The following is a 23,089-nucleotide window of genomic DNA, read 5'->3' on the forward strand; positions in this document are numbered from 1 at the left end:
CCTGGCCGCCGACGTCAGGTGTGGGGGATGAGCCCTCCCAGTGGCGCACAACTTCCCTGCGGCCACCACTTGAGGACCGGAGCCCGGACGGGACGGGTGTGACCACCCATCAGCCGCGGTACGCGGGACTCAGCGCAGCCGCTGGCTGATCACCTTGGAGACGCCGTCGCCCTGCATCGAGACTCCGTAGAGCGCGTCGGCGACCTCCATCGTCCGCTTCTGGTGCGTGATGACGATGAGCTGGGAGCTCTCCTGGAGCTCCTCCATGAGCCGGATCAGGCGCTGCAGATTGGTGTCGTCGAGCGCCGCCTCCACCTCGTCCATGACATAGAAGGGACTCGGCCTGGCCTTGAAGATGGAGACCAGCAGGGCGACGGCGGTGAGGGACCGCTCGCCGCCGGACAGCAGGGAGAGCCGCTTGACCTTCTTGCCCGGCGGCCTGGCCTCGACGTCCAGACCGGTCGTCAGCATGTTGTCCGGGTCGGTGAGGATGAGACGGCCCTCGCCGCCCGGGAAGAGCCGGGAGAACACTCCCTCGAACTCGCGTGCGGTGTCCCGGAACGCCTCCGTGAACACCTGCTCCACCCGCTCGTCGACCTCCTTGATCACCTGCATCAGGTCGGCACGCGTCTTCTTCAGGTCCTCCAGCTGCTCGGAGAGGAACTTGTGCCGCTCCTCCAGCGCCGAGAACTCCTCGAGGGCGAGAGGATTCACCTTCCCGAGTTGCTGGTACGCCCGTTCGGCCGCCTTCAGCCGCTTCTCCTGCTCGCCCCTGACGAACGGCTTCGGCTGATTGCGCGGATGCTCAGGGTCCGCCGGCAGCTCCTCACCCTCCGCCGCGGGGGACGGGGGCACCAGCTGGTCAGGCCCGTACTCGGCGGCCAGCCCTGCCGGCTCGACGCCGAACTCCTCCAGCGCCTTGGCCTCCACCTGCTCTATCCTCAGCCGCTTCTCGGCCCCGAGCACCTCGCCCCTGTGCACCGAGTCGGTGAGCCGGTCGAGCTCGGTCTTCAGATCACGGCCGCGTCCGCGTTCGGCCGTCAGATCCCGCTCGCGCTCGGCCTTCGCCGCCTCGGCACGGCGGCGCTCCTCGTCCGCCCGTACGACCGAGACCTCGACATGGGCGAGCAGTTGCCGCGCGCCCGACGCCACGGCCGTGGCCACGGCGGCCTCGTGGCGCAGCCTGGCGCGCCGCTGCTCGGCACGGGCACGCGCCTCGCGCTCGGCCCTGGCCCCGCGGTCGAGCGCGTCGGCCCGCCCGGCGAGCGCCTTGACCCGTTCCTCATGGGTACGCGCCTGGAGGCGGGCCTCCATCTCGGTCTGGCGTGCGTTGGCACCGTCGGCGGCGAGCCGGTCGCGTACGGAGGTGTCGGGCTCCTCGTCGACCGGGGTCTCCTCGGCGACCAGCAGCCGTTCCGCGAGCTCCTCGGCCTCCTCGGTGGCGCGCTCCAGCGCCTCCTGGGCCCTGGCCGCCGAAGCGGTCGTCCGCTCGGCCTCCCCCGCGGCCCCACGGGCCTGCCCGGCCAGCCGCCCGAGCCGCTGCGCCACCTGGGACTTCTCCCGCTCACCTGCCCTGCGCCGCTCCCCCAGCTCCTCCACCAGGGCCGCGCCCTCGCTGCGGCGTACCGCGGCGGCGCGCTGGGCCGAGGCCAGCTCCTCGCAGCGCACGTCGAGCTCGGCCAGTTCGGCGGCGGCCTCGTCGACGGAGGCCTGGACCTCCAGCAAGCTGGGCGCGCCGGCGGAACCACCCTGGGCGAAGTGGGCGCCCAGCACATCGCCGTCGGCGGTGACGGCGGCCAGCCCGGGGTGGGCGGCGACCAGTTCCTCGGCGTCCTCCAGGGTCCCCACGACGACCATGTCGCGCACCAGCCGCCGCACGGCGACCATCAGTTCGGCGGGGCCCCGCACCAGACCGGCGACGGTGGGCGCGGCGCACTCCCCGGTGACGAGGGGCGGGGTCGCCGCCTTACCGTGCTCGGCGCCGGCCGTGGCGCCGGGCTCCGGTCCTGGTGCCTGCCCCGCGGGCTGTCCCGATGCCTGCCCAGGGAGCCGGCCCGCGGGCCCGGGGCCGGGCTCGGCCTGCGGCTCCGTGCCCTGCGCGGGTACCTGCCCGCCTCCTGTTCCTCCCGTCACCAGTGCCGCGCGCCCCGCGTCCTGCTTGCGCAGCAGGCGGATCGCGTCCGCCGCCGTGCCGGGATCCGTCACCGCGACGGCGTCGGCGGCCGCGCCCAGTGCGGCGGCCACCGCCACCTCGTGCCCCGGGGCCACCGTGAGCAGCTCGGCGACCGGTCCGAGCAGCCCGGAGAGCCGGTCGCCCGCGCCGAGCAGCGCCCCGGTGCCGTCCTTGCGCCGGAGGCCGAGCGCCAGCGCCTCGCGCCGTGCGGAGACCGCCGCGCGGCTGCGTTCCGCTCCGGTGAGCGCCTCGCGCGCCGCGCTCAGGTCCGCCTCCGCCCCGGCGAGCTCCCGCTTGGCCGCCTCGTGGCGGTCCGCCAGCTCGGCGTCCCCCGCGTCAAGACCCTCGACCTCGGCCTTGAGCTGCTCGTACTCCTCCTGGGCCGTGACCGCGCGCTCCTGTGCCTCGTCCCGCGCCGCGGCCAGCCGGTCGATCTCGGCCTGCGCCGAACCGGCCCGGCTGCGGGCCGCGTTGACCTGTCCGTTGAGCCGGGCGAGCCCTTCGCGCCGGTCGGCGATGGCCCGGGCCGCGTCCCTGAGCCTGCGCTCCTCCGAGGCCAACTCCCGCTCCAGGTCGGCGCGGTGCGCGGTGGTGTCCTCCAGGGCGTGCTCGGCCGCTTCGAGCGCAGCCGTCAGCTCCGCCTCCTGCTCGCGGATCCGGGCCGCCTCGCGCTCCATGTCCTCGGGGTCACGCCCCCGCCGCTCCTCATCGGGTACGGCGGTGGCGCTCTTCACCCGGGCGTCGGCGAGCGAGATCGTGCCCCGGACGCGTTCGGCGAGCTGGGAGAGTTCGTACCAGGTCTGCTGGGCCCGCTGGAGCCGTGGCGCCAGCCTGCGCACCTCGTCCTCCAGGTCGGCCTCGCGCGCGAGCGCCGCCCTGAGGTCGGCCTCCGCCGCCTCCCGGCGGCGTTTGAGTGCCGCCTCGTCGGCGATCTCGCCGCGCAGCGCCTCGCGCAGCCGCACCAGGTCGTCGGCGAGCAGCCGCAGCCGGGCGTCCCGCAGATCGGCCTGGATCACGGCGGCCCGGCGGGCCACGGCCGCCTGCCTGCCCAGCGGCTTGAGCTGGCGCCGCAGTTCGTCGGTGAGGTCCTGGACGCGGGCGAGGTTGGCCCCCATCGCCTCCAGCTTCCGCAGCGCCTTCTCCTTGCGCTTACGGTGCTTGAGCACACCGGCCGCCTCCTCGATGAAGGCGCGGCGCCCCGTCGGATCGGCGTGCAGGACCGAATCGAGACGGCCCTGGCCCACGATGACGTGCATCTCGCGTCCGATACCGGAGTCCGAGAGGAGTTCCTGGATGTCGAGCAGCCGGCAGGTGTCGCCATTGATCTGGTATTCGCTGCCGCCGTTGCGGAACATGATCCGGGTGATCGTGACTTCGGCGTAGTCGATGGGCAGCGCACCGTCGGAATTGTCGATGGTCAGCGACACTTCCGCACGCCCCAGAGGCGGCCTTCCCGTGGTTCCGGCGAAGATCACGTCTTCCATCTTGCCGCCGCGCAGGGATTTGGCTCCCTGTTCACCCATGACCCAGGAGAGCGCGTCCACCACATTGGATTTACCCGACCCGTTGGGGCCGACAACACAGGTGATCCCCGGTTCGAACCGCAGGGTCGTGGCGGATGCGAACGATTTGAAACCACGGAGGGTCAGGGCCTTGAGGTGCACGCCGCCGGACTCTACCTTTCACTCTCGGTTTCGCTGATGAAGGTGCAGGGCACATCAGACGGTAAGCGAAGAGCGATAAGGCAGGCGACGGCCCGGGGGGAAAGAAAGAAGGGACGCCGAAGCGTCCCTTGTAAATCCTGCACGGTGCAGCTGTGCAGTCGTGGTGGGTGTCCCGAGCGGCTGGCGTGTTGGCCCCGCCGGCCCTGGCAGGGCCCTGGGGTCAGGTCAGCGCGGGCTCCGCCTGGGGTACGTCGATGTCGATGCTGTCGAGCAGCGACTCCTGGTGCTGAGCGGCGGCGTTGAGCGCGTCGTTCTCGTCCTGGATCCGTACGAGCTCGGATTCCAGGTCCTGAACACGCTTCTGAAGCCGTCGCATCTCGGCGAGGAGTCGCGGATCGGAACCGCCGACGTAACCGAGAAGCGCCTTTGCCATGATGGATGGTCCTCCACACTGAGCGACCGACCGATGCGGTGTGGGTCGTGAGGGAATCGCACCCGCGGTGCTCGGCAGTGCTTCTGTATTCACTGCTGTTCTGCTGTCACCAGCTCTGCCGAACAGCTAAGGTGCGCGGGGTTTTCAGCGTCTCACCAAAAAGTTTGACGGTCAACACGATCACACGCCAGGGGGCCGGGTGTCCCGGGGGCGCGCGGCTCGACGATCACACGGCGCGACTCTCCTGCGGGTCCCGAAGGGCGTGGAGATCTTCGTCAATCCCGCAGCCTGGCACGAGGTGCGCGTCTTGGCAACCATGTCCGAATGCCGGCCTTATCCGCAGGTCATTTCGGGTGCGGGGTTCTCGCGCGCCCTCCGTCGACCGTCCGCCACGCCTCATGCGCGGAGCGGATCCGACCCGGATGTCTCCGGCCGTGTCAGCGGATCGCGAATCCCTCGTATCCACCGCGCGGGGTGTCCCAGATCTCAGTCACGCCATCCACGCGGCCGGGTGTGTCGTCGGAGGCGAGCCAGTCGAGCAGGCGGTGGCAATTCTCACGCGGCCCTTCGGCGACCACCTGCACCCGGCCGTCGTCGAGATTGAGGGCGAAGCCGGTGAGCTTTCCGATCCCCAGAGCATTCTCCCTGGTGAACCAGCGGAACCCTACTTGCTGTACTCGACCGCGTACCCAGACGACGAGTCGTGCGTCTTCGTTCATGCCCGAACGCTAACCGGCCAATTGTTCAACGAGCACGTCGCCCCAATCCGCCATGGCGTAAGGTCCCCTCGCAATAGCCTCACCCGAACGGGTGAGTTTGATCTTGAATACGGTGACGTCGGCACGACGCCCGGAGCACGAGGAAGGCACAGCGCATGGGACGGCATCGACGCGCAGGCGCGGCCCCCGCCCCTGAGCAGCACACGGCGGACGCGCGGGACGGACAGCGGGGCGCACGCCGCAAGAAGCGCACCGGGATGCCCGTGCGTGCGGGGCTTCTCGGCGTGTCCGCGGCCGTGGCCGTCGGCGCGGTCGCCGTGGCCTCGGGCCTGCTGCCCGGTGGCGACAGCTACAGCATCAGCGACGGCGGGGCCGCCGACCAGGTGCACGCGGGCGGAGCTCCCGATCTGCTGACCCAGGGCGACGCGTCCGCCGAACCGACCAGCCGCACCTCGGCCTCCGCTTCGGACGAGGCGGACCGAGGTTCCGGCCGCTCAGCCGGGCCGTCGAAATCCGCGTCGAAGTCCTCCGACTCCCCTTCGGCGAGCCCGAGCAGGACGAGCGAGAAGCCGTCCGCCGGCGCGTCGAAGACGGCGACCAGGACACCGGAGCGTACGAAGGCGCCCGCGGCGCAGCCGAAGAAGACCTCCTCCAGCCCGACGGCCAAGGCCCCGACCGCTTCGAAGTCCCCCTCCTCAAGCCCGAGCCGCACGGCCACCGCTTCGCCGAGCCCGTCCGCCACGACCGCGCAGGCCGCGGTGCTCGACCTGGTCAACCAGGAGCGCGCGAAGGTCGGCTGCAGCCCGGTCACCAGGAGCAGCTCGCTGACCGCGCTCGCCCAGGACTTCAGCGAGGACATGGCGGCCCGTGACTTCTTCGGCCACACCGACCCCGACGGGGCGACACCCTGGGACCGCGCCGAGGCAGCCGGTGTCGAGGGCCTCGGCGGCGAGAACATAGCCAGGGGCCAGGCGGACGCGCAGGCCGTGATGGACGCCTGGATGAACAGCGAAGGCCACCGCGCGAACATACTCAACTGCGACTACAAGACGCTCGGCGTGGGGGTCCACCTCGGCTCCGGCGGCCCCTGGTGGACACAGGACTTCGGCTTCTGAGAAATCCCCGGCCGTCCGAACACCTCTTCGTACACTGACGGGCATGGCATGCCGCATCAGTGAACTGGTCATCGACGTCGCCGATCCCGAGCGGCTCGCCGCGTTCTGGAGCGAGGTGCTCGGCTACACGGAAATCGGCCGGGAGGACGACGGGAGCATCGAGATCGGGCCGCCCGACGCCGGCTTCGGCGGCCCGCAGCCCACCCTGGTCCTCAGCCCCAGCAGCGCCCCCCGCGCCGGGAAGCTGCCGCTGCACATCGATGTCAACGCCACCGACCGCGATCAGGACGCCGAGCTGGAGCGGCTGCTCGCGCTCGGCGCCAGGCGGGCCGACGTGGGCCAGAGCGGCAACGAGGGCTGGCACGTCCTGGCCGACCCGGAGGGCAACGAGTTCTGCCTCCTGCGCAGGCGGCTCCAGCCGCTCTGAGACACGTCAGGAGTCGAGTCAGGAGAGGCGCGGCGGCCGCTGACAGCGCGGGCAGAAGTAGCTGGAGCGGTTCATCCACGGCCGCCGGCGGATCGGCGTGCCGCAACGGTGGCAGGGTTCGTCCTCGCGTCCGTAGGCGTCCAGCGAGCGGTCGAAGTAGCCGGACTGGCCGTTCACATTGACGTACAGGCTGTCGAAGCTGGTGCCGCCCTGGTCCAGGGCCTCACGCATCACGTCCCGGACATGGCCGAGCAGCTCCGCGGTCCTGGGGCGGGTCAGGGTCGCGGTCGGCCGCTCGTAGTGCAGCCGGCTGCGCCAGAGCGCCTCGTCGGCGTAGATGTTGCCGACTCCGCTGATCAGGGACTGGTCGAGCAGGGCGCGCTTGACCGTCGTACGCCGCAGACGCAGCGCCAGATGGAAGGCGGTGTCGTCGAAGGCCGGGTCCAGGGGGTCGCGCGCGATGTGCGCGATGACATCGGGCAGGCCGTCGGGGGTGTTCCCGTGCAGCGAGAGACCGCCGAAGGTCCGCTGGTCGACGAAGCGCAGCTCGGTGCCGAGCGCGTCGTCGAAGCGGACCCGGATCCTCAGGTGCTTCTCGTCGACGGCATCCTCGGGCTGCACGAGCAGCTGACCGCTCATGCCGAGATGGCCCAGGAGCGAGGAGTCCGCCTCGTCGAGGGGGACCCAGAGGTACTTGCCGCGGCGCATCGCCGTGCCGAAGCGCAGACCACGCAGGCGGGCCGCGAAGTCCTGGCCGCCCGCGAGGTGCCGGCGGACGGCACGTGGGTGCAGTACCTCGACGTCCTCGACGGTGCGGCCCGCGGTCCAGCGCTCCAGACCCCGCCGCACGACTTCGACCTCGGGCAGTTCGGGCACGGTGACTCCTTCGGCACAGGGGGGAAGACAGCGAGAGCCCCCCGGTGCGCGGGGCACCGGGGGGCTCTCGGACGGTTCAGGCCGGAGCGGCGTCCGAATTCGGCGACGGGTCGGCAGGGACGTCGGCGGTCCCTCCGCCGGCTGCGGCCTCGGCCCCAGCCTCCCGTGCTTCCGCGGCGGCGCTGATCTCACGCCAGGCGGACTCCGCCGCCTGCTGCTCCGCTTCCTTCTTGCTGCGACCGGTGCCGGTGCCGTACGAGACACCACCGACGCGAGCTGCAGCAGTAAAGGTCTTCTCGTGATCGGGGCCGGTCTCCGTGACGAGGTACTCGGGGACTCCGAGGCTCTCGCTCGCGGTGAGCTCCTGGAGACTGGTCTTCCAGTCCAGGCCGGCTCCGAGGTTGGAGGACCTGTCGATCAGCGGGTCGAAGAGCCGGTGGACCAGCTCCGAGGCCGCGCCGAGGCCCTGGTCGAGATAGACGGCGCCGATCACCGCTTCAAGGGTGTCGGCGAGGATGGAAGCCTTGTCCCGGCCACCCGTGCCCTCTTCACCACGGCCGAGCCGGATGAAGGAACCGAGTTCGAGGCCGCGGCCCACTTCCGCAAGCGCACGCGAATTGACCACCGCGGCCCGCAACTTGGCCAGCTGGCCTTCGGGCAGGTCGGGGTGGGTGCGGTACAGCGTGTCCGTGACCACCAGGCCGAGCACCGAGTCCCCGAGGAACTCCAGCCGCTCGTTGGTGGGCAGACCGCCGTTCTCGTACGCGTACGAGCGATGGGTCAGCGCACGCACCAGAAGGGCGGACTCGAGGTGATACCCGAGCCGCCCTTCCAGAAGCGTGTGGGACGAGGCTGTGTTGATGTTGTCTGTCTGCTTCTTGGAGCTGGACAACTCAGACATCGGGCCTCTCACCAGCCGCTCAGACCTCGAGGACCTGGCGCTTGTTATAGGTGCCGCAGCTCGGGCACGCAATGTGCTGGAGCTTCGGCTCCTGGCAACGCTCACACGAAACCAGGGTGGGGACCGCAGCCTTCCACTGCGACCGGCGGTGGCGCGTGTTGCTGCGCGACATCTTCCGCTTCGGAACAGCCACGGCTACTTCTCCTGCTTCTCGTCGACGCCGGGTGCGGCGCCGCCCATGTTGTCCTTCTCGCCGTCCTGAACGGTGTCGGCGAGTCCTTGCAGTGCCGCCCAACGGATGTCGACGGCATCGTGGTGGTGGTCCGGATTCTCGTCCAGCCTGATTCCGCATTCGGAACACAGACCGGCGCAGGTCTCCTTGCACACCGGCTGCAGCGGCAGTGCGAGCACCACCGCGTCACGCAGCACAGGCTCGAGATCGAACGAGTCGTCCTCGAGAAAGAACCTGTCCTCGTCGTCCTCGGCGTCGTCGACCGGGTCCGCAGTCCTGCTGCGGTTCCGGTCATCGGCGTCAGGGTACGAGAACATCTCCTGGAAGTCCGCCTCGACCTCGATGGCCAGCGGCTCCAGACACCTTACGCACTCCCCCTCGGCCGTCGCACGGGCGGTGCCTGTGACAAGCACCCCTTCCATGACCGATTCGAGACGGAGGTCCAGCGCCACGGGCGCCTTCTCCCGCACGCCGATGACCCCGTCGATACCGAGGACCGGCGAACCGGGAGCTTCCACCGTGCGGGTCAGCCGCTTCATGGCACCAGGACGCCGGCCCAGCTCGCGCGTATCGAACACGAGAGGGCTGCGGTGATCGAGATGGCCGTTCAGGGCTTCTCCTGCTTTCGAGATCATGTGCGTGGTGCGGTTTACGGGAGGGCCGCTCCTGTCCTGACGGAAAGAGGGCAGCCGGGATCGCGGACATACACGCGACCGAGGAGCCAGGATACTGGACGTACCGCCCAGCTCCCAATCCGGTTCTCCCGCTCCGGTCAGCGGCCCTGTTCGTAGCGGCGGAGCTGTTCCAGGTCGATCATGCCGGTGTCGAAGAGGCTGGTCTCGTCGAGCGCGCCCTGGCCCTGCTGCGCGGGGATCTGGCCCTGCTGCGGCCAGTACTCCTGCTGCTGGTTCGGGTCGTACGTCTGCTGCTGGTAGGCGCCGTACGCGTCGGGCTGCTGCTGGTAGCCGGCGTAGGGGTCGGCCTGGAGCTGCTGCGGGTCCTGATAGCCGTACGACTGCGCGTACTGCGGCTCGGGCTGTCCCTGGACCGGGAAGCCGGTCTGTGCGGGGTCCTGGTAGCCGGCGACCGGCGCGTAGTCCTGCTGCACCGGCTCCGCGTAGTCCTGCTGCGCGGGCTCCGCGTACGAGGGCTGCTGGGGGCTCCGGTGCGGTTCAGGGGTGGCGGTGTCGGCGAGGCCGGCCCAGTGGTCGGCGTCGCTGGTGTGCTGCCCGCCGGCGGCGTCCTGGGCTGCCATGTGCGCGCCGAGCTCATCGGTCGCGACCCGGCCGAGCAGCTTCTGACGGCCCCGGCCGACGGCCTCCAGGGTCTTGACGAGCACGGCCTCGAAGGCGCCGAACTTGGTGTCGACGTAGTCGTCGGCGCGCCGGCGGAGCGTCTCGGGGTCGGTGCTGCGCTCCGGCGCCTCGGCGAAGTCGGGGTCCTCGTAACCCTGCTCGTCGATGCCCTCGCTGCGGCCCAGGAGCTTCTCGCGGCCACGGTCGACGGAACCGATGGTCTTGGTGAGGACGACCTCGAAGTTGGCGAGCTTGCTGTCGACGTACTCGTCGGCCTCGCCGCGGACCTCGTCGGCCTCCCTGCGGGCCTCGGACAGGATCCGGTCGGCCTCGGCCTGGGACCGCTGGGCGATCTCGGTGCCGGAGATCAGCGAGCCGCGCTCGGCTCGGGCGGACTCGATGATCCGCTCGGCCTCCTGCCTGGCCTGCTCGACGAGCTGCTCACGGCCGCCGATGAGCTCCTCGGCGTGTGCCAGCGAGCCGGGCAGGGCCTCGCGCACCTCATCGAGCATCGCGAGCAGTTCGGCCCGGTTGACCACGCAGGACGCCGACATGGGCATGGAGCGGGCGTTCCCGACCGTTTCGACGATCTCGTCGAGCTTCTTCTGCACGTCCACCGTGTGCTCGCCACTCTCTGCTGCTGTTGGAGACGGACGGGACGACTGTAAGGCCAGTCGCCTCCCGTCCGACACCTGGTGACGGACAGTCAGCGCATCACTTCTCGCCGAGACGCTTCACGAGTGCCTCGTGGACCGTCGGCGGCAGCAGGTGCGCCACGTCGCCGCCCCAGGTCGCGACCTCCTTGACCAGGGAGGACGACAGGAAACTGTAGGTCGGGTTCGTCGGCACGAAGAGCGTCTCGACGCCCGAGAGACCGTTGTTCATCTGGGCCATCTGCAGCTCGTAGTCGAAGTCGCTCACGGCCCGCAGGCCCTTCACGATCGCCGGGATGTCGCGCTGCTTGCAGAAGTCGACCAGCAGGCCGTGGAAGGCCTCGACCTCCACGTTGCCGAAGTCGGCCGTGACCTCGCGGATCAGCTCGATCCGCTCGTCGACGGTGAACAGCCCCTTCTTGGACTGGTTGATCATCACGGCGACGTGCACGACGTCGTACAGCTTCGAGGCTCGTCCGATGATGTCGAGATGTCCGTTGGTGATGGGGTCGAACGACCCCGGACAGACGGCGCGGCGCAACGTGGTTCCCTCGCTCTCCGGTGCGGTCATCGTGCGTCTTCGCACGTAGAGGCGGCGCGACCGTACCAAAACGTGGCTTCGCCGTAGCGACGGGCCCGCTGTGGGTCGAATCCGTCGGGCCAGTTGAATTGCCCGCCCCTGGTGCTCCGTTCCACCGTGACGAGAGCATCGTCCGTGAGCCACCCCTGAGCACGGAGTGTGAGCAGAATCTCCCGAAGATCGTCGTCGGTGACGACGTACGGCGGATCGAGGAAAACCACGTCGTACGGATCCGCCGGCGCCGGTCCCGTCACGATCTGTTCGGCTTTGCCCGTACGGAATTCGGCGCCCGGCAGGCCGAGGGTGCGGATGTTGTCGCGGACGGTGCGCGCGGCCTTGGCGTCGGCCTCCACGAACAGCGCGTGGGCGGCTCCGCGCGAGAGCGCCTCCAGGCCGATGGCTCCGGAACCCGCGTAGAGATCGGCGACACGGACGCCGTCGAGCGTGCCCAGGAGCGCCTCCCAGGTGGAGAACAGCCCCTCGCGCGCACGGTCGGATGTGGGGCGGGTGCCGGTGCCTGGCGGGACGGCCAGGCGGCGTCCGCCGGCCACGCCTGCGATCACGCGGGTCATGGGCTCTTCGTTCCTCGGGTCGCGGGCGGCGCACAGGACGGGACGTGCGCCGTGCTCCCACGATATGGCGTCGCCCGCGATCCGCCCGGTCAGCCCTTGTCGAGGTACTCCTCCCTGTCCTTGTCGAGCAGGGCGTCCAGCGCGGTGCGCAGCTCGGGCAGCCCGTCGAGCCCGGGGTCGTCCGCGACGACGCGGACGGCCTCCTCGCGGGCCGCGGCGATGACCTCCTCGTCGTCGATGACGCTGAGCACCCGCAGGGAGGAGCGGACACCGGACTGGGCCTGGCCGAGCACGTCGCCCTCGCGCCGCTGTTCGAGGTCGATGCGGGAGAGCTCGAAGCCGTCGAGGGTGGCGGCGACCGCGGAGAGCCTGGCCCGGGCGGGGCTCGCCTCGTGGGCCTCGCTGACCAGCAGGCAGAGACCGGGGGCGCTGCCGCGCCCGACGCGGCCGCGGAGCTGGTGCAGCTGGGAGACCCCGAAGCGGTCGGCGTCCATGATCACCATCGCGGTGGCGTTGGGGACGTTCACCCCGACCTCGATGACGGTGGTGGCGACCAGGACGTCGACCTGGCCCGCGGCGAACCGGCGCATGACGTCGTCCTTGTCGTCCGGCGCCATCCTGCCGTGGAGCACCTCGACGCGCAGACCCGTCAGGGGGCCCTTCGCGAGCTGTTCGGCGATGTCAAGCACGGCGAGCGGCGGCCGCTTCTCCGCGTCGTCCTCGGGCGCCGCCTTCTTCCCCTTCTTCCCGGTCTCCTCCGCGTCGTCGCCGATCCGGGGGCACACGACGTAGGCCTGGTGGCCGTTCTCCACCTCCTCGCGGACGCGTTCCCAGGCGCGGCTGAGGAAGTGGGGCTTGTCCTTGGCGGGGACGACATGGCTGGCGATCGGGGAACGGCCGGCGGGGAGTTGGTCGAGCACGGAGGTCTCCAGATCCCCGAAGACGGTCATCGCGACCGTACGGGGAATGGGTGTGGCCGTCATGACCAGCAGATGGGGCGGCTGCTTCCCCTTGGAGCGCAGCGCGTCACGCTGTTCCACGCCGAAGCGGTGCTGTTCGTCGACGACGACCAGGCCCAGGTCGTGGAACTGGACCTTGTCCTCGATCAGCGCGTGGGTGCCGATGACGATCCCGGCCTCGCCCGTGACCAGGTCGAGCAGCGCCTGCCTGCGGGCCGCCGTGCCCATGGAGCCGGTGAGCAGCACGACCTTCGTCCCGGAGTCGGAACCCCCGAGCATCCCGCCTTCGGCCAGCTCGCCCATCATCTCGGTGATGGACCTGTGGTGCTGCTGGGCCAGCACCTCGGTGGGTGCGAGCATCGCCGCCTGGCCGCCCGCGTCGACGACCCTGAGCATGGCCCGCAGCGCGACCAGTGTCTTGCCCGAGCCGACCTCGCCCTGGAGCAGCCGGTGCATGGGGTGTTCCGTCGCCAGGGCGCCGAAGATCTCCTCGGTGACCTTCCGCTGGCCGTCGGTGAGGGTGAAGGGCAGCGTGGCGTCGAAGGCGTCGAGCAGTCCGTCCTGGACGGGGCCGCGGGCCACCGCGGGGAGCTGGGTGTCGGCATAACGGCGGCGGGCGAGCGCGACCTGGAGGACGAAGGCCTCGTCCCAGCGCAACCGGTCCCGTGCCGCCGCGATGTCCGCCTTGGTCTGCGGGCGGTGGATCCTGAGCAGCGCCTCGGGCAGCGGGACGAATCCACGTCCCTCGCGCAGTGCGGGGGGCAGCGGGTCGACCGCCTCCTGGGCGCTGGGCAGGACCGTGTCGACGGCCTTGGCGATCCGCCAGGAGTCGAGCTGCTTGCAGGCGGGGTAGATCGGCAGCAGCTGTCCCGCGAAGGCGTCGACGGCCTGGGTCACCTCGGCCGGGTCGTCGTCGTCCCTCGCGTCGAGGAGCTGGTACGTGGGGTGCGCGAGCTGCATCTTCCGGTTGAAGACGGAGGCCTTGCCCGCGAACATCGCCCGGCGGCCCGGCAGGAGCTCCTTGTGCGGCTTGTGGACACCATGGCCGAAGAAGACCAGCTGGAGCCGGCCGCTGCCGTCGGTGAGGGTGACCTCCAGACGCTTGCCGCGGCCGTTGTTGAACATCATGATCCGCGCGTCCGCGACCTGTGCGACGACCGTCACATGCTCGTCCAGCGGCAGGTCGGTGAGGGCCGTGAGGCGGCCACGCTCCTCGTAGCGCCGGGGGTAGTGGTGCAGCAGATCACCGACCGTGTGCAGGTCGAGGTGTTCGGCCATCACCTTCGCGGTGGCTCCGCCGAGCAGCTTCTTGAGGGGTTCATCGAAAGCGGACACGCGGTCCATTGCACACCACGCCACTGACAGATGTCGCGGGACACCGCGTCACTCGACGCCGATCAGCAGGGGTGCCGTCTGGTGGCCGCCCCGGTAGACGACCGTGTCGACGGCGAGGTAGCCCTCCCTGACATGGGCGCTCAGCTCGTCGGCCAGGGCATCGGACACGTCCTCGCCGAGGACCAGGGTGACGAGTTCGCCGCCGGCCGACAGCATCCGGTCCAGGACGGTACGGGCGGTGGCGGGTACGTCCTCACCGATGACGGCGACGTCCCCGTCGATCAGGCCGAGGATGTCACCGGCCTGGCAGATGCCCGCCATGGTCCACGACTGCCGCTCGGCGACGGCGAGTTCGGCGTATCGGGTGGCGCCGGCCGCCGAGGTCATCGCGACGACGTCCTCGTCGAAGCTGCGGCCGGGCTCGTGGACGGCGAGCGCGGCGATGCCCTGGACCGCGGCGCGGGTGGGGACCAGGGCGACGCGGATGCCTTCGCCCCTGGCCTGTTCGGCGGCCGCGGCTGCGGTGTGACGCAGCGCCGCGTCGTTCGGCAGGAGGACCACCTCGCGGGCGTGGGCCCGGCGGATGGCGTCGACGAGTTCGCCGCTGGCGGGCGGCTCTCCGGGGCGCGCCAGCACGGTGGTCGCCCCGGCCTCGGCGCACAGGCCGGAGAGCCCGTCGCCCGGTACGACCACGACGACCGCACGCTGTGCGGGCTCACGGGGGGCCGAGCCCCGGTCGGCGGCGAAGTGGGTGATGCGGATCCGGTAGGGCCGGCCCGCCTCGACCCCGGCCTCGACGGCCGCCCCCGCGTCGTCGACATGGACGTGGACGTTCCACAGGCCGTCGCCGCCGACCACGACCAGGGAGTCCCCCAGGGCGTCCAGCCGGCTGCGCAGCCGGGCCACCGCGTCGTCGCGGGCCTCCAGCAGATAGATGACCTCGAAGGCGGGACCGCTGCTCCGGCCGGGGTCCGCGCAGTCGCCGGTCAGGGGCAGGACGTCGGGGGCGGGGCGGACCGCGCGCTCCGGGACGCGCCCGCCGACCGCTTCCAGCAGGGCGCCCAGCACGGCGACCAGCCCCTGGCCGCCCGCGTCGACGACGCCGGCCCGCCCGAGGACGGCGAGCTGGCCCGGGGTCGCCGCCAGGGCCGCGCGTGCGCCTTCGTACGCCGCGTCGGCCACGGCCACGAGGCTCGCGCCCTCGTCCGTGGTCCCGGCCGCTTCGGCGGCCGCGGTGGCGACGGTGAGCACCGTGCCCTCGACGGGGTGGGCGACGGCCAGCCTGGCCGCCTCGGCCGCATCGGCCAGCGCGGTTCGCAGGTGGGGGGCGTCGCCCGAGTCGGAGAGCACCGCGGCCATGCCGCGCAGCAGCTGGGCCAGGATGGTCCCCGAGTTGCCCCGGGCGCCGATCAGCGCGCCGTGGGCCATGGCCCGCACGGCGTCGGCGTGCGCGGGCACGGTGGTGCCGGTCTCATGGGCGGCGAAGACCGCTTCGACGGCCGCGGCAGCGGACTCGACGGTGAGGTAGAGGTTGGTGCCGGTGTCCCCGTCGGCGACGGGATAGACGTTGATGGCGTCGATGGCCGCACGCTCACGTCCCAGGGCCTCCAGGGCCAGTGAGCACCAGGTGCGCACCGCGACGGCGTCGAGATCGTCGGGGCTCTGCGGCACCGTTGGTCCTCCTTGGGGCGGCCGTGGGGGGCTGGCTGCACCGCAGGGTAGCCCTCGTGTGCGGGCCGGGACGGTGCAGGTGCGGGACGGAGTGCACGGGGAGCCGTGGTAGTTTCGTATCTCCGACGCAGCCGTTGTATGCTGCTTCGGTTGCCCGATGAAAGTCGGGCCATTCCTCCGGTACCGCCACTTCAGTAAAATGATTCCGGCGCGCCGGAATTCACTGTAAGTGCATCTGAAGTCTTTGGAGTGACCCGTGGCTGCCAACTGCGACGTTTGCGGCAAGGGGCCGAGCTTCGGCAACAGCATTTCGCACTCGCACCGCCGTACGTCCCGTCGCTGGAATCCCAACATCCAGCGCGTGCGTGCAGTGGTCGGTCGGACGCCGAAGCGGCTCAACGTCTGCACCTCGTGCATCAAGGCCGGCAAGGTCGCGCGCTGACGTTCCCGTCGTAGCGCAGCCTTCCGGTTGCCCAAAAAGCCGGTCCACCTCGGTGGACCGGCTTTTTGCTGTGCTCCGCCGGGGGCTCAGCGCCCGGTGCGCGCCTGCCAGCCGTGGTCGACGGGGCCGATCCCGCCTCCCAGCGCGAAGCCGCCCCGGATGGCGCCGGTGACGTACTCCTTCGCGCCCCGCACGGCGGCCGGGACGTCCTGGCCGCGGGCGAGTCCGCAGGCGATGGCGGAGGCCAGGGTGCAGCCCGTGCCGTGGGTGTGCCGGTTGTCCAGCCTCGGGGCGCGCAGCCAGTGCTCATCGGAGCCGTCCGTCAGCAGGTCCACGGCCTCGCCGGGCAGATGACCGCCCTTGATCAGCGCCCAGCGCGGTCCGTGGTCGAGGATCCCGGCGGCGGCCCGGCGCATCCCCGCCTCGTCGGTGACGGTGATGCCCGTGAGCTGTGCCACCTCGTCGAGATTCGGGGTGGCGACCGTGGCGACGGGCAGCAGCTGCGTGCGTACGGAGTCGAGGGCCTCGGCGGCGAGCAGTGCGTCCCCGTGCTTGGAGACCCCGACCGGGTCGACGACGACGGGTGCGCCGGTCCCCGCGAGCAGTTCGGCGACGGTGTCGACGAGCAGGGCCGACGACAGCATGCCGGTCTTCACCGCCTGGACGCCGATGTCGTCGACGACGCTGCGGTACTGGGCGCGTACGGCGTCCGCCGGCAGGTCCCAGGCGCCCTGCACGCCCAACGAGTTCTGGGCGGTCACCGCGGTCAGCACGCTCATTCCGTGGGTGCCGAGGGCGAGCATCGTCTTCAGGTCGGCCTGGATGCCCGCACCGCCGCCGGAGTCGGATCCGGCGACGGTGAGGACACGGGGCGGTATCGGGGCGGGTGCGCTCATACCCCGGAATCTACTGGGCCCGCCCGAAGGATCCGAATCTACTGGGCGTCCTCGATGGATCCGAAATGGTCCCAGCCGCCCTTGCTCGTCCAGGGCGCCCCGTCGACGGTCACCTGGGGCAGCGCGGAAGGGTTGAGCACCTCTCCGATGACCTTCCAGCGGGCGGGGAGCTTCACGTCGGTGGGGAACGTCGCCACGATCGCGTGGTCCTCTCCCCCGGTCAGCACCCACTGGAGCGGGTCGACCCCGACGGCCTGCCCGATGTCGGACATCTGCGAGGGGATGTCGATCAGCCCGGAGCGCAGGTCGATACGGACCTTGCTGGCCTCGGCGATGTGCCCGAGGTCGGCGACGAGTCCGTCGCTGACGTCGGTCATGGCCGTGGCGCCGAGCCCGGCCGCCGCGGGGCCCGCGTGGTAGGGCGGCTCGGGGCGCCGGTGCGCCTCGACGAAGGCGCGCGGTGAGCGGAACCCCCGGGAGAGCACGGCGAATCCGGCCGCGGACCAGCCGAGCCATCCGGTGACGGCCACGACGTCGCCGGGCCGTGCTCCTGACCGGGTGACGGGCTCGTGGTTGCGCAGGTCGCCGAGTGCGGTGATCGAGACGGTGATGGTGTCGCCGCCGACGACGTCACCCCCGACCACCGCGGCCCCGGCGACCTGGCACTCGTCGCGCAGTCCGTCCATCAGCTCGGCGGCCCAGGTGACCGGCAGGTCCGCCGGTACGACGAGGCCGAGCAGCAGCGCCGTGGGCACGGCGCCCATGGCCGCGATGTCGGCGAGATTCTGGGCGGCGGCCTTACGGCCGACGTCGTACGCCGTCGACCAGTCGCGGCGGAAGTGCCGGCCCTCCAGCAGGATGTCCGTACTGGCCACGACCCTGCGGTCGGGAGCGGCCACGACCGCGGCGTCGTCGCCGGGTCCCAGCCGTACCGCCGGAGTGGTGGTGAGCCGGGAGGTGAGCTCTCTGATGAGCCCGAACTCCCCCAACTCGCCCACGGTTCCCTTCACCGAGTCTCACCTCTCATCTATCGCACCGGACACCTGTCCGGGCTGCTTCAGCGGTCGGCGGCCGGCACCGGTGGGCTTGCGGTCGCGAGCCCCAACCGCTGTCGGTACCGTCAAGAGATACGTCAACTTCTGTGGTGCGTACGCCACGCTGAGGGCGTCAACCGGCCCGTAGGTCTCCCATCGGCCCCGCGCGACGCGATAACGTGGCGTCCCTTTCCCCCACATGATCCTCGTGGCCGCCCTGGAGGTTCCGTGGTACAGGCGTACATCCTTATCCAGACCGAGGTGGGCAAGGCGTCGACCGTCGCCGAGACCATCGCGAAGCTCCCGGGAGTGATCCAGGCAGAGGACGTCACAGGCCCCTACGACGTGGTGGTGCGCGCGCAGGCCGACACCGTGGACGCGCTCGGCCGGATGGTGGTCGCCAAGGTCCAGCAGGTGGACGGCATCACGCGTACCCTGACCTGCCCGGTCGTCCACCTCTGACCCCCCTCTACGCTGGTCCGGTGACTCACATCGCCCGCCGGTCCCCCCGATCCCGTCTGCTCGCTCCGTCCGCCGCCCTGGGCCTCCTGGCCGTGGCGGGCTGTTCCGCCGGTGGTTCGCAGCCCTCGGTGGCGGTTCCCACGCCGTCGTCCGAGGCAGCCGGGTACTGCGGGAAACTGCACGAGGAGCTGCCGGAGACCGTCGACGATCTGGAACGGAGTGACCCCTCACCGGATTCGGACCTGACCGCCGGCTGGGGGAACGGGGCGATCGTACTGCGCTGCGGTGTCCCCCGGCCCGCGAGGATGGACGATTCCCAGTCGAAGGCCGTCGACGCGGACGGCGTCAACTGGCTGCTGGAGCAGTCCGACGACGCGGGGCCCAGGTTCACGACCACCTACCGCAAGGCGTATGTCGAGGTGACGCTCGGGACGGACTACGCCCATGACATCACCCCGTTGTCGGCGTTCGCCGCACCCGTGAAGAAGACGGTCCCGGACAGCGTCTGAGGGACCGCGGACGGCCTCCGCGGGCTGCCCCCGCGCGGGACAGCCGCCGGCAGAGGTCAGCGCAGGCCGGTGGAGCGGTTCAGCGCGGCCGTGATCAGCCGGTCCACCAGCTCCGGGTACTCCACCCCGCTCGCCTGCCACATGCGGGGGAACATGGAGATCGGTGTGAAGCCCGGCATGGTGTTGATCTCGTTGATGACGAAGGAGCCGTCCTCGGTGAGGAAGAAGTCCGCGCGTACGAGGCCCTCGCAGGAGGCCGCCTCGAACGCCTCGACGGCGAGCCTGCGCACCTCGGCGGTCTGCTCGTCGGTGAGCGGCGCGGGCACCAGTCCCGCCGCCGAGTCGATGTACTTGGCCTCGAAGTCGTAGAAGTCGTGGGCGGTGACGGGCGGGATCTCCGCGGGCACGCTGGCGCGCGGTCCGTCCTCGAACTCCAGCACGCCGCACTCGATCTCCCGGCCGCTCAGCAGGGACTCCACGAGGAACTTGGGGTCGTGCCTGCGGGCCTCCCAGATCGCCTCGTCGAGCCCGGAGGCGTCGTCGACCTTGGTGATGCCCATCGACGATCCACCACGGGCGGGCTTCACGAAGAGCGGCCAGCCGTGTTCGGCGGCGAACTCCATGATGCGCTTGCGGGCGGCCGGCCGGTCCGACTCCCACTCCCGGGGGCGGACGACCTCGTACGGGCCGACCGGCAGCCCGAAGGAGGTGAACACCCGCTTCATGTACTCCTTGTCCTGGCCGACGGCCGAGGACAGCACACCCGCGCCGACGTAGGGCACACCGGAGAGCTCCAGGAGCCCCTGGAGCGTGCCGTCCTCGCCGTAGGGGCCGTGCAGCATGGGGAAGACGACGTCGACCTCGCCCAGGACCGTGGGCACCGAACCGGGTTCGCTCACCACGACGTCACGGTTGCCCGGGTCGACGGACAGCGTCACGGCGCCCTGCGCCGAGTCGGCCAGCTGCTCCACGTCGGGGACCCGCCGGTCCGTGATGGCCATGCGGGCCGGGTCGTCGGACGTGAGGGCCCAACGCCCGTCCCTGGTGATGCCGATCGGCAGGACGTCGTACTTCGTCCGGTCGATGGCGCTCATGATGGCACCGGCCGTGACGACCGAGATGCCGTGCTCGGAGCTACGGCCGCCGAACACGACGGCCACACGCGGCTTGCGGCCCGGTTCGGAGCTCCGCTCGGAGCTCAGGGGGCTCTCAGGGCTCTGGGGGAGGTTCTGGCTGCTCATATCGCGACGAGCGTACCTGCTGGTAGGGCTCGAGTCAGCGTCGCTCGGGCTTGGCGCTGCGCGACATCAGCTCCTTGAGCGCCACCATCGGCTGCTTGCCCTCGTGGACGATGCCGAAGACGGTCTCGGTGATGGGCATGTCGACCCCGTGCCTGCGTGCCAGATCGAGCACCGATTCGCAGGACTTGACGCCCTCCGCCGTCTGGCTGGTGACGGCGACGGTCTCCTGGAGCGTCATCCCCCGCCCGAGGTTGGTGCCGAAGGTGTGGTTGCGCGAGAGCGGCGACGAGCAGGTCGCCACCAGGTCCCCGAGGCCGGCCAGTCCGGAGAAGGTCAGCGGGTCGGCGCCCATGGCGAGTCCCAGCCGGGTGGTCTCGGCGAGGCCGCGGGTGATGAGGGAGCCCTTCGCGTTGTCACCGAGGCCCATGCCGTCGGCGATGCCCACGGCGAGGCCGATGACGTTCTTCACGGCGCCGCCGAGCTCGCAGCCGACCACGTCGGTGTTGGTGTACGGCCGGAAGTACGGGGTGTGGCAGGCGGCCTGGAGGCGCCGGGCGACGTCCTCGTCCGAGCAGGCGACGACGCCCGCGGCGGGACGGCGTTCGGCGATCTCCTTGGCAAGGTTGGGCCCCGTGATGACAGCGATACGGTCCCTGGTGACCCCGGTGACGTCCTCGATGACCTCACTCATCCGCTTCGCGGTGCCGAGTTCGACGCCCTTCATCAGGGAGACGAGCACCGTGCCGGGCTCCAGATGCCTCGCCCAGTCCGCGAGGTTGGCGCGCAGGGTCTGCGAGGGCACCACGAGGACGGCGAAGTCGGCGCCGCGCAGCGCCTCGGCGGGGTCGGTCGTGGCACGGACCGAGTCGGGGAGTTCGACGCCCGGCAGGTACCCCGGGTTGGTGCGGGTGGTGTTGACGGCCTCGGCCACCTCGGCGCGACGGGCCCAGAGGGTGACCTCGCAGCCGGCGTCGGCGAGGATCATGGCGAACGCCGTACCCCATGAGCCGGTTCCGAAGACGGCCACCTTCGCGGGGTGCGTCACGTGGTTCCCTTTCCCTCTGCCTTGCGCCGCTGTTCAGCGCGGGCCTTGCGGTGATCGTAAGGCTCCGCGGGGGCCTTCTCACCGCGTACCTCCTCCAGCTGGGCGGTGACCGCGGCCATGATGGTCTCGGTCGCCCTGCGCAGGACGTCGGGCGTCGGTTCGAGGCCGTAGTAGCCGGAGAGGTCGACCGGCGGACCGGCCTGCACCCGCAGGGTCTTGCGGGGGAACAGCCGGAACTTCTTCTCCTTGGCGTAGGGCGGCATCGCGAGGTTGGCGCCCCACTGGGCGACGGGGATGACCGGGACCTTGGTCATCAGCGCGACCCGGGCGGCGCCGGTCTTGCCGGCCATCGGCCACATGTCGGGGTCGCGGGTGAGCGTGCCCTCGGGATAGAAGGCGACACACTCGCCCCGCTCGATGGCGTCGACGGCGGCGCGGAAGGCATCGAGCGCGTTGGTCGTCTCGCGGTAGACGGGGATCTGCCCCGTACCCCGGAGGATCATTCCGACGAACGGCGTCCTGAACAGTCCGGCCTTGGCGAGCAGCCTCGGCACGCGTCCGGTGTTGTACTGGAAATGCCCGTAGGACAGTGGGTCCAGATACGAGTTGTGATTGACCGCGGTGATGAATCCGCCGTCGGCCGGAATGTGTTCCATTCCCCGCCAGTCCCGCTTGAACAGAACCACCAGGGGCGGTTTTGCGATCACCGCCGCCAGGCGGTACCAGAAGCCGATTCTGCGGCGGGGCACTCGGGGGCCTTTCTCTAGGAACCGATCTGCTGCGGGGCTCGGGACGGTGCTGCCCCGCCCCTGGGCCCCTGCTGTGTGGAGAACACCGTACGCCTCGCCGGTGGGGGCGGACCTCCGGGTTGTCGTACCGGCAGGCGAGAATAAGGGCTGATGCGTACGGAGGGGGAGATCGCCACGAACACCGACCCGACCGGCCCCTGGTCCCTGGTCGTCCCGCTGAAACCGCTCGCACGGGCCAAGAGCAGGCTGGGCCGGGCGGTGGGCGGGGCTCTCCGTCCGCGCCTGGCGCTGGCGTTCGCACAGGACACCGTGTCGGCGGCGCTGGCCTGTCCCGCCGTGCGCGATGTGGTGGTAGTCACGGACGACCCGGTGGCCGGGGCCGCGCTGGCCGCGCTCGGGGCGCGGACCGTGGCCGACACCCCGGCGGCCGGGCTCGACGCCGCGATGGAGCACGGCGCGCGTGCCGTGCGGGCACGGCGCGGGGGTGCTGCGGTGGCCGTGCTCAACGCGGATCTGCCCGCGCTGCGTCCGGACGAATTGGCTCGGGTGCTCGAATTCTCTGCCGCTTTTCCCCGCGCTTTTGTCCCCGACGCACAGGGAATCGGCACCACATTTCTTTCCGCGACACCGGGGGCCGAATTGCGTCCGGCCTTCGGCGGGGCGTCGCGGGCGCGGCATCTGGCGTCCGGCGCCGTGGAGGTCTCGCTGCCCGACATCGCTTCGGTCCGCGGGGACGTGGACACGGGCGTCGATCTGAGGGCCGCGCTGGTGCTGGGGGTGGGGCGGTTCACCGCCGCGCTGACGGCCCCGGTGGCCCCTGTCGTGGACCGATAGGCTGCCGCTCATGCAGGCGACCTCGTTCACGTACGACTCCGAGACCCGCACCGGCAGTGTGCTCCTCGACGACGGCACCCCGGTGGACTTCGACGCGCCCGCGTTCGACGCGGGTGGGCTGAGGCTGCTGCGTCCGGGGCAGCGGGTGCGGATCGAGACCGAGGGCGAGGGTGCCTCGCTGCGGATCACGCTGGTGACGCTGCAGACGCTCTGAGCAGCCCCGAACAGCCCGCGGGCCGGGCTCCCCGAGGGGAGCCCGGCCCGGCGCGTGT

General features: G+C 71.0%; 24 protein-coding genes. 7 read left to right on the forward strand and 17 right to left on the reverse strand.

Annotated features, from left to right (window positions below):
* Window positions 1-129: 129 nt before the first annotated feature.
* From OG623_RS08790 to OG623_RS08800, 3 genes are all read right to left on the reverse strand, one after another.
* Window positions 130-3,837: an AAA family ATPase gene (locus tag OG623_RS08790; RefSeq protein WP_406145696.1), complete on the reverse strand. Its 3,708-nt coding sequence runs from the start codon at window positions 3,835-3,837 to the stop codon at window positions 130-132.
* A 220-nt stretch (window positions 3,838-4,057) separates the two neighbouring features.
* Complete coding sequence (locus OG623_RS08795; RefSeq protein ID WP_033304037.1) at window positions 4,058-4,270, reverse strand: hypothetical protein; 213 nt, start codon at window positions 4,268-4,270, stop codon at window positions 4,058-4,060.
* A 437-nt stretch (window positions 4,271-4,707) separates the two neighbouring features.
* A complete protein-coding gene (locus OG623_RS08800) occupies window positions 4,708-4,989 on the reverse strand; it encodes an acylphosphatase (protein WP_406145697.1) in 282 nt (93 codons plus the stop codon).
* A gap of 155 nt (window positions 4,990-5,144) precedes the next feature.
* On the opposite strand from OG623_RS08800, the gene OG623_RS08805 reads away from it, so the two are divergent.
* A complete protein-coding gene (locus tag OG623_RS08805; protein ID WP_406145698.1) occupies window positions 5,145-6,104 on the forward strand; it encodes a CAP domain-containing protein in 960 nt (319 codons plus the stop codon).
* 43 nt (window positions 6,105-6,147) lie between these two features.
* Entirely contained in the window at window positions 6,148-6,531 is a 384-nt protein-coding gene (locus OG623_RS08810) for a VOC family protein (RefSeq protein WP_406145699.1), read from the forward strand.
* A gap of 18 nt (window positions 6,532-6,549) precedes the next feature.
* Here OG623_RS08810 and mutM read toward each other — a convergent pair whose 3' ends face one another.
* The 9 genes from mutM to OG623_RS08855 form a co-directional block, all read right to left on the reverse strand.
* The gene (mutM, locus tag OG623_RS08815; RefSeq protein WP_406145700.1) at window positions 6,550-7,407 is read right to left on the reverse strand and encodes a bifunctional DNA-formamidopyrimidine glycosylase/DNA-(apurinic or apyrimidinic site) lyase; all 858 of its coding nucleotides are present in this window, start codon (window positions 7,405-7,407) and stop codon (window positions 6,550-6,552) included.
* A 76-nt stretch (window positions 7,408-7,483) separates the two neighbouring features.
* Window positions 7,484-8,308, reverse strand: a complete 825-nt coding sequence (gene rnc, locus OG623_RS08820) for a ribonuclease III (RefSeq protein ID WP_406145701.1) — start codon at window positions 8,306-8,308, stop codon at window positions 7,484-7,486.
* Window positions 8,309-8,327: 19 nt separating this feature from the next.
* Window positions 8,328-8,501, reverse strand: coding sequence for a 50S ribosomal protein L32 (gene rpmF / locus OG623_RS08825; RefSeq protein ID WP_003965982.1), 174 nt, complete (start codon window positions 8,499-8,501; stop codon window positions 8,328-8,330).
* Between the two features lie 2 nt (window positions 8,502-8,503).
* Window positions 8,504-9,175: a YceD family protein gene (locus tag OG623_RS08830; RefSeq protein WP_406145702.1), complete on the reverse strand. Its 672-nt coding sequence runs from the start codon at window positions 9,173-9,175 to the stop codon at window positions 8,504-8,506.
* 137 nt (window positions 9,176-9,312) lie between these two features.
* The gene (locus tag OG623_RS08835) at window positions 9,313-10,452 is read right to left on the reverse strand and encodes a cell division initiation protein (RefSeq protein WP_406145703.1); all 1,140 of its coding nucleotides are present in this window, start codon (window positions 10,450-10,452) and stop codon (window positions 9,313-9,315) included.
* A 97-nt stretch (window positions 10,453-10,549) separates the two neighbouring features.
* Entirely contained in the window at window positions 10,550-11,029 is a 480-nt protein-coding gene (coaD, locus tag OG623_RS08840; RefSeq protein ID WP_406151745.1) for a pantetheine-phosphate adenylyltransferase, read from the reverse strand.
* Window positions 11,030-11,055: 26 nt separating this feature from the next.
* A complete protein-coding gene (gene rsmD, locus OG623_RS08845) occupies window positions 11,056-11,640 on the reverse strand; it encodes a 16S rRNA (guanine(966)-N(2))-methyltransferase RsmD (RefSeq protein WP_406145704.1) in 585 nt (194 codons plus the stop codon).
* Window positions 11,641-11,729: 89 nt separating this feature from the next.
* On the reverse strand, window positions 11,730-13,943 hold the full coding sequence (gene recG / locus OG623_RS08850; protein ID WP_406145705.1) for an ATP-dependent DNA helicase RecG: 2,214 nt from the start codon (window positions 13,941-13,943) through the stop codon (window positions 11,730-11,732).
* A 39-nt stretch (window positions 13,944-13,982) separates the two neighbouring features.
* The gene (locus OG623_RS08855; RefSeq protein WP_406145706.1) at window positions 13,983-15,605 is read right to left on the reverse strand and encodes a DAK2 domain-containing protein; all 1,623 of its coding nucleotides are present in this window, start codon (window positions 15,603-15,605) and stop codon (window positions 13,983-13,985) included.
* 256 nt (window positions 15,606-15,861) lie between these two features.
* Here OG623_RS08855 and rpmB point away from each other — a divergent pair, with 256 nt between their 5' ends.
* On the forward strand, window positions 15,862-16,047 hold the full coding sequence (rpmB, locus tag OG623_RS08860) for a 50S ribosomal protein L28 (RefSeq protein WP_003965989.1): 186 nt from the start codon (window positions 15,862-15,864) through the stop codon (window positions 16,045-16,047).
* 86 nt (window positions 16,048-16,133) lie between these two features.
* Here the strand turns inward: rpmB and thiD are convergent, their stop codons facing one another.
* A complete protein-coding gene (thiD, locus tag OG623_RS08865) occupies window positions 16,134-16,943 on the reverse strand; it encodes a bifunctional hydroxymethylpyrimidine kinase/phosphomethylpyrimidine kinase (RefSeq protein WP_406145707.1) in 810 nt (269 codons plus the stop codon).
* Window positions 16,944-16,981: 38 nt separating this feature from the next.
* Window positions 16,982-17,953 carry a thiamine-phosphate kinase gene (locus OG623_RS08870; RefSeq protein ID WP_406145708.1) on the reverse strand — a complete coding sequence of 324 codons (972 nt, stop codon included), beginning with the start codon at window positions 17,951-17,953 and terminating at the stop codon, window positions 16,982-16,984.
* A 252-nt stretch (window positions 17,954-18,205) separates the two neighbouring features.
* Here OG623_RS08870 and OG623_RS08875 point away from each other — a divergent pair, with 252 nt between their 5' ends.
* Window positions 18,206-18,439 carry an Lrp/AsnC family transcriptional regulator gene (locus tag OG623_RS08875; protein ID WP_104789405.1) on the forward strand — a complete coding sequence of 78 codons (234 nt, stop codon included), beginning with the start codon at window positions 18,206-18,208 and terminating at the stop codon, window positions 18,437-18,439.
* A 20-nt stretch (window positions 18,440-18,459) separates the two neighbouring features.
* Window positions 18,460-18,948, forward strand: coding sequence for a DUF3515 domain-containing protein (locus tag OG623_RS08880; protein ID WP_406145709.1), 489 nt, complete (start codon window positions 18,460-18,462; stop codon window positions 18,946-18,948).
* 56 nt (window positions 18,949-19,004) lie between these two features.
* On the opposite strand, the gene OG623_RS08885 is transcribed toward OG623_RS08880, so the two are convergent.
* From OG623_RS08885 to OG623_RS08895, 3 genes are read right to left on the reverse strand one after another with little or no spacing between them, the layout of a single operon-like run.
* Window positions 19,005-20,189 carry a D-alanine--D-alanine ligase family protein gene (locus tag OG623_RS08885; protein ID WP_406145710.1) on the reverse strand — a complete coding sequence of 395 codons (1,185 nt, stop codon included), beginning with the start codon at window positions 20,187-20,189 and terminating at the stop codon, window positions 19,005-19,007.
* A 34-nt stretch (window positions 20,190-20,223) separates the two neighbouring features.
* Window positions 20,224-21,234 (reverse strand): NAD(P)H-dependent glycerol-3-phosphate dehydrogenase, encoded by a 1,011-nt coding sequence (locus OG623_RS08890; RefSeq protein WP_406145711.1) that lies wholly within the window; start codon window positions 21,232-21,234, stop codon window positions 20,224-20,226.
* Window positions 21,231-21,983, reverse strand: coding sequence for a lysophospholipid acyltransferase family protein (locus tag OG623_RS08895; protein ID WP_406145712.1), 753 nt, complete (start codon window positions 21,981-21,983; stop codon window positions 21,231-21,233). The genes OG623_RS08890 and OG623_RS08895 overlap by 4 nt, the downstream gene beginning before the upstream one ends.
* A 150-nt stretch (window positions 21,984-22,133) precedes the next feature.
* Here OG623_RS08895 and cofC point away from each other — a divergent pair, with 150 nt between their 5' ends.
* Window positions 22,134-22,817, forward strand: coding sequence for a 2-phospho-L-lactate guanylyltransferase (gene cofC, locus OG623_RS08900; RefSeq protein WP_406145713.1), 684 nt, complete (start codon window positions 22,134-22,136; stop codon window positions 22,815-22,817).
* Window positions 22,818-22,827: 10 nt separating this feature from the next.
* Entirely contained in the window at window positions 22,828-23,031 is a 204-nt protein-coding gene (locus OG623_RS08905) for a hypothetical protein (RefSeq protein ID WP_147959669.1), read from the forward strand.
* Window positions 23,032-23,089: the final 58 nt, after the last annotated feature.

The organism is Streptomyces sp. NBC_01012 (assembly GCF_045162755.1).
Taxonomy (GTDB): domain Bacteria; phylum Actinomycetota; class Actinomycetes; order Streptomycetales; family Streptomycetaceae; genus Streptomyces.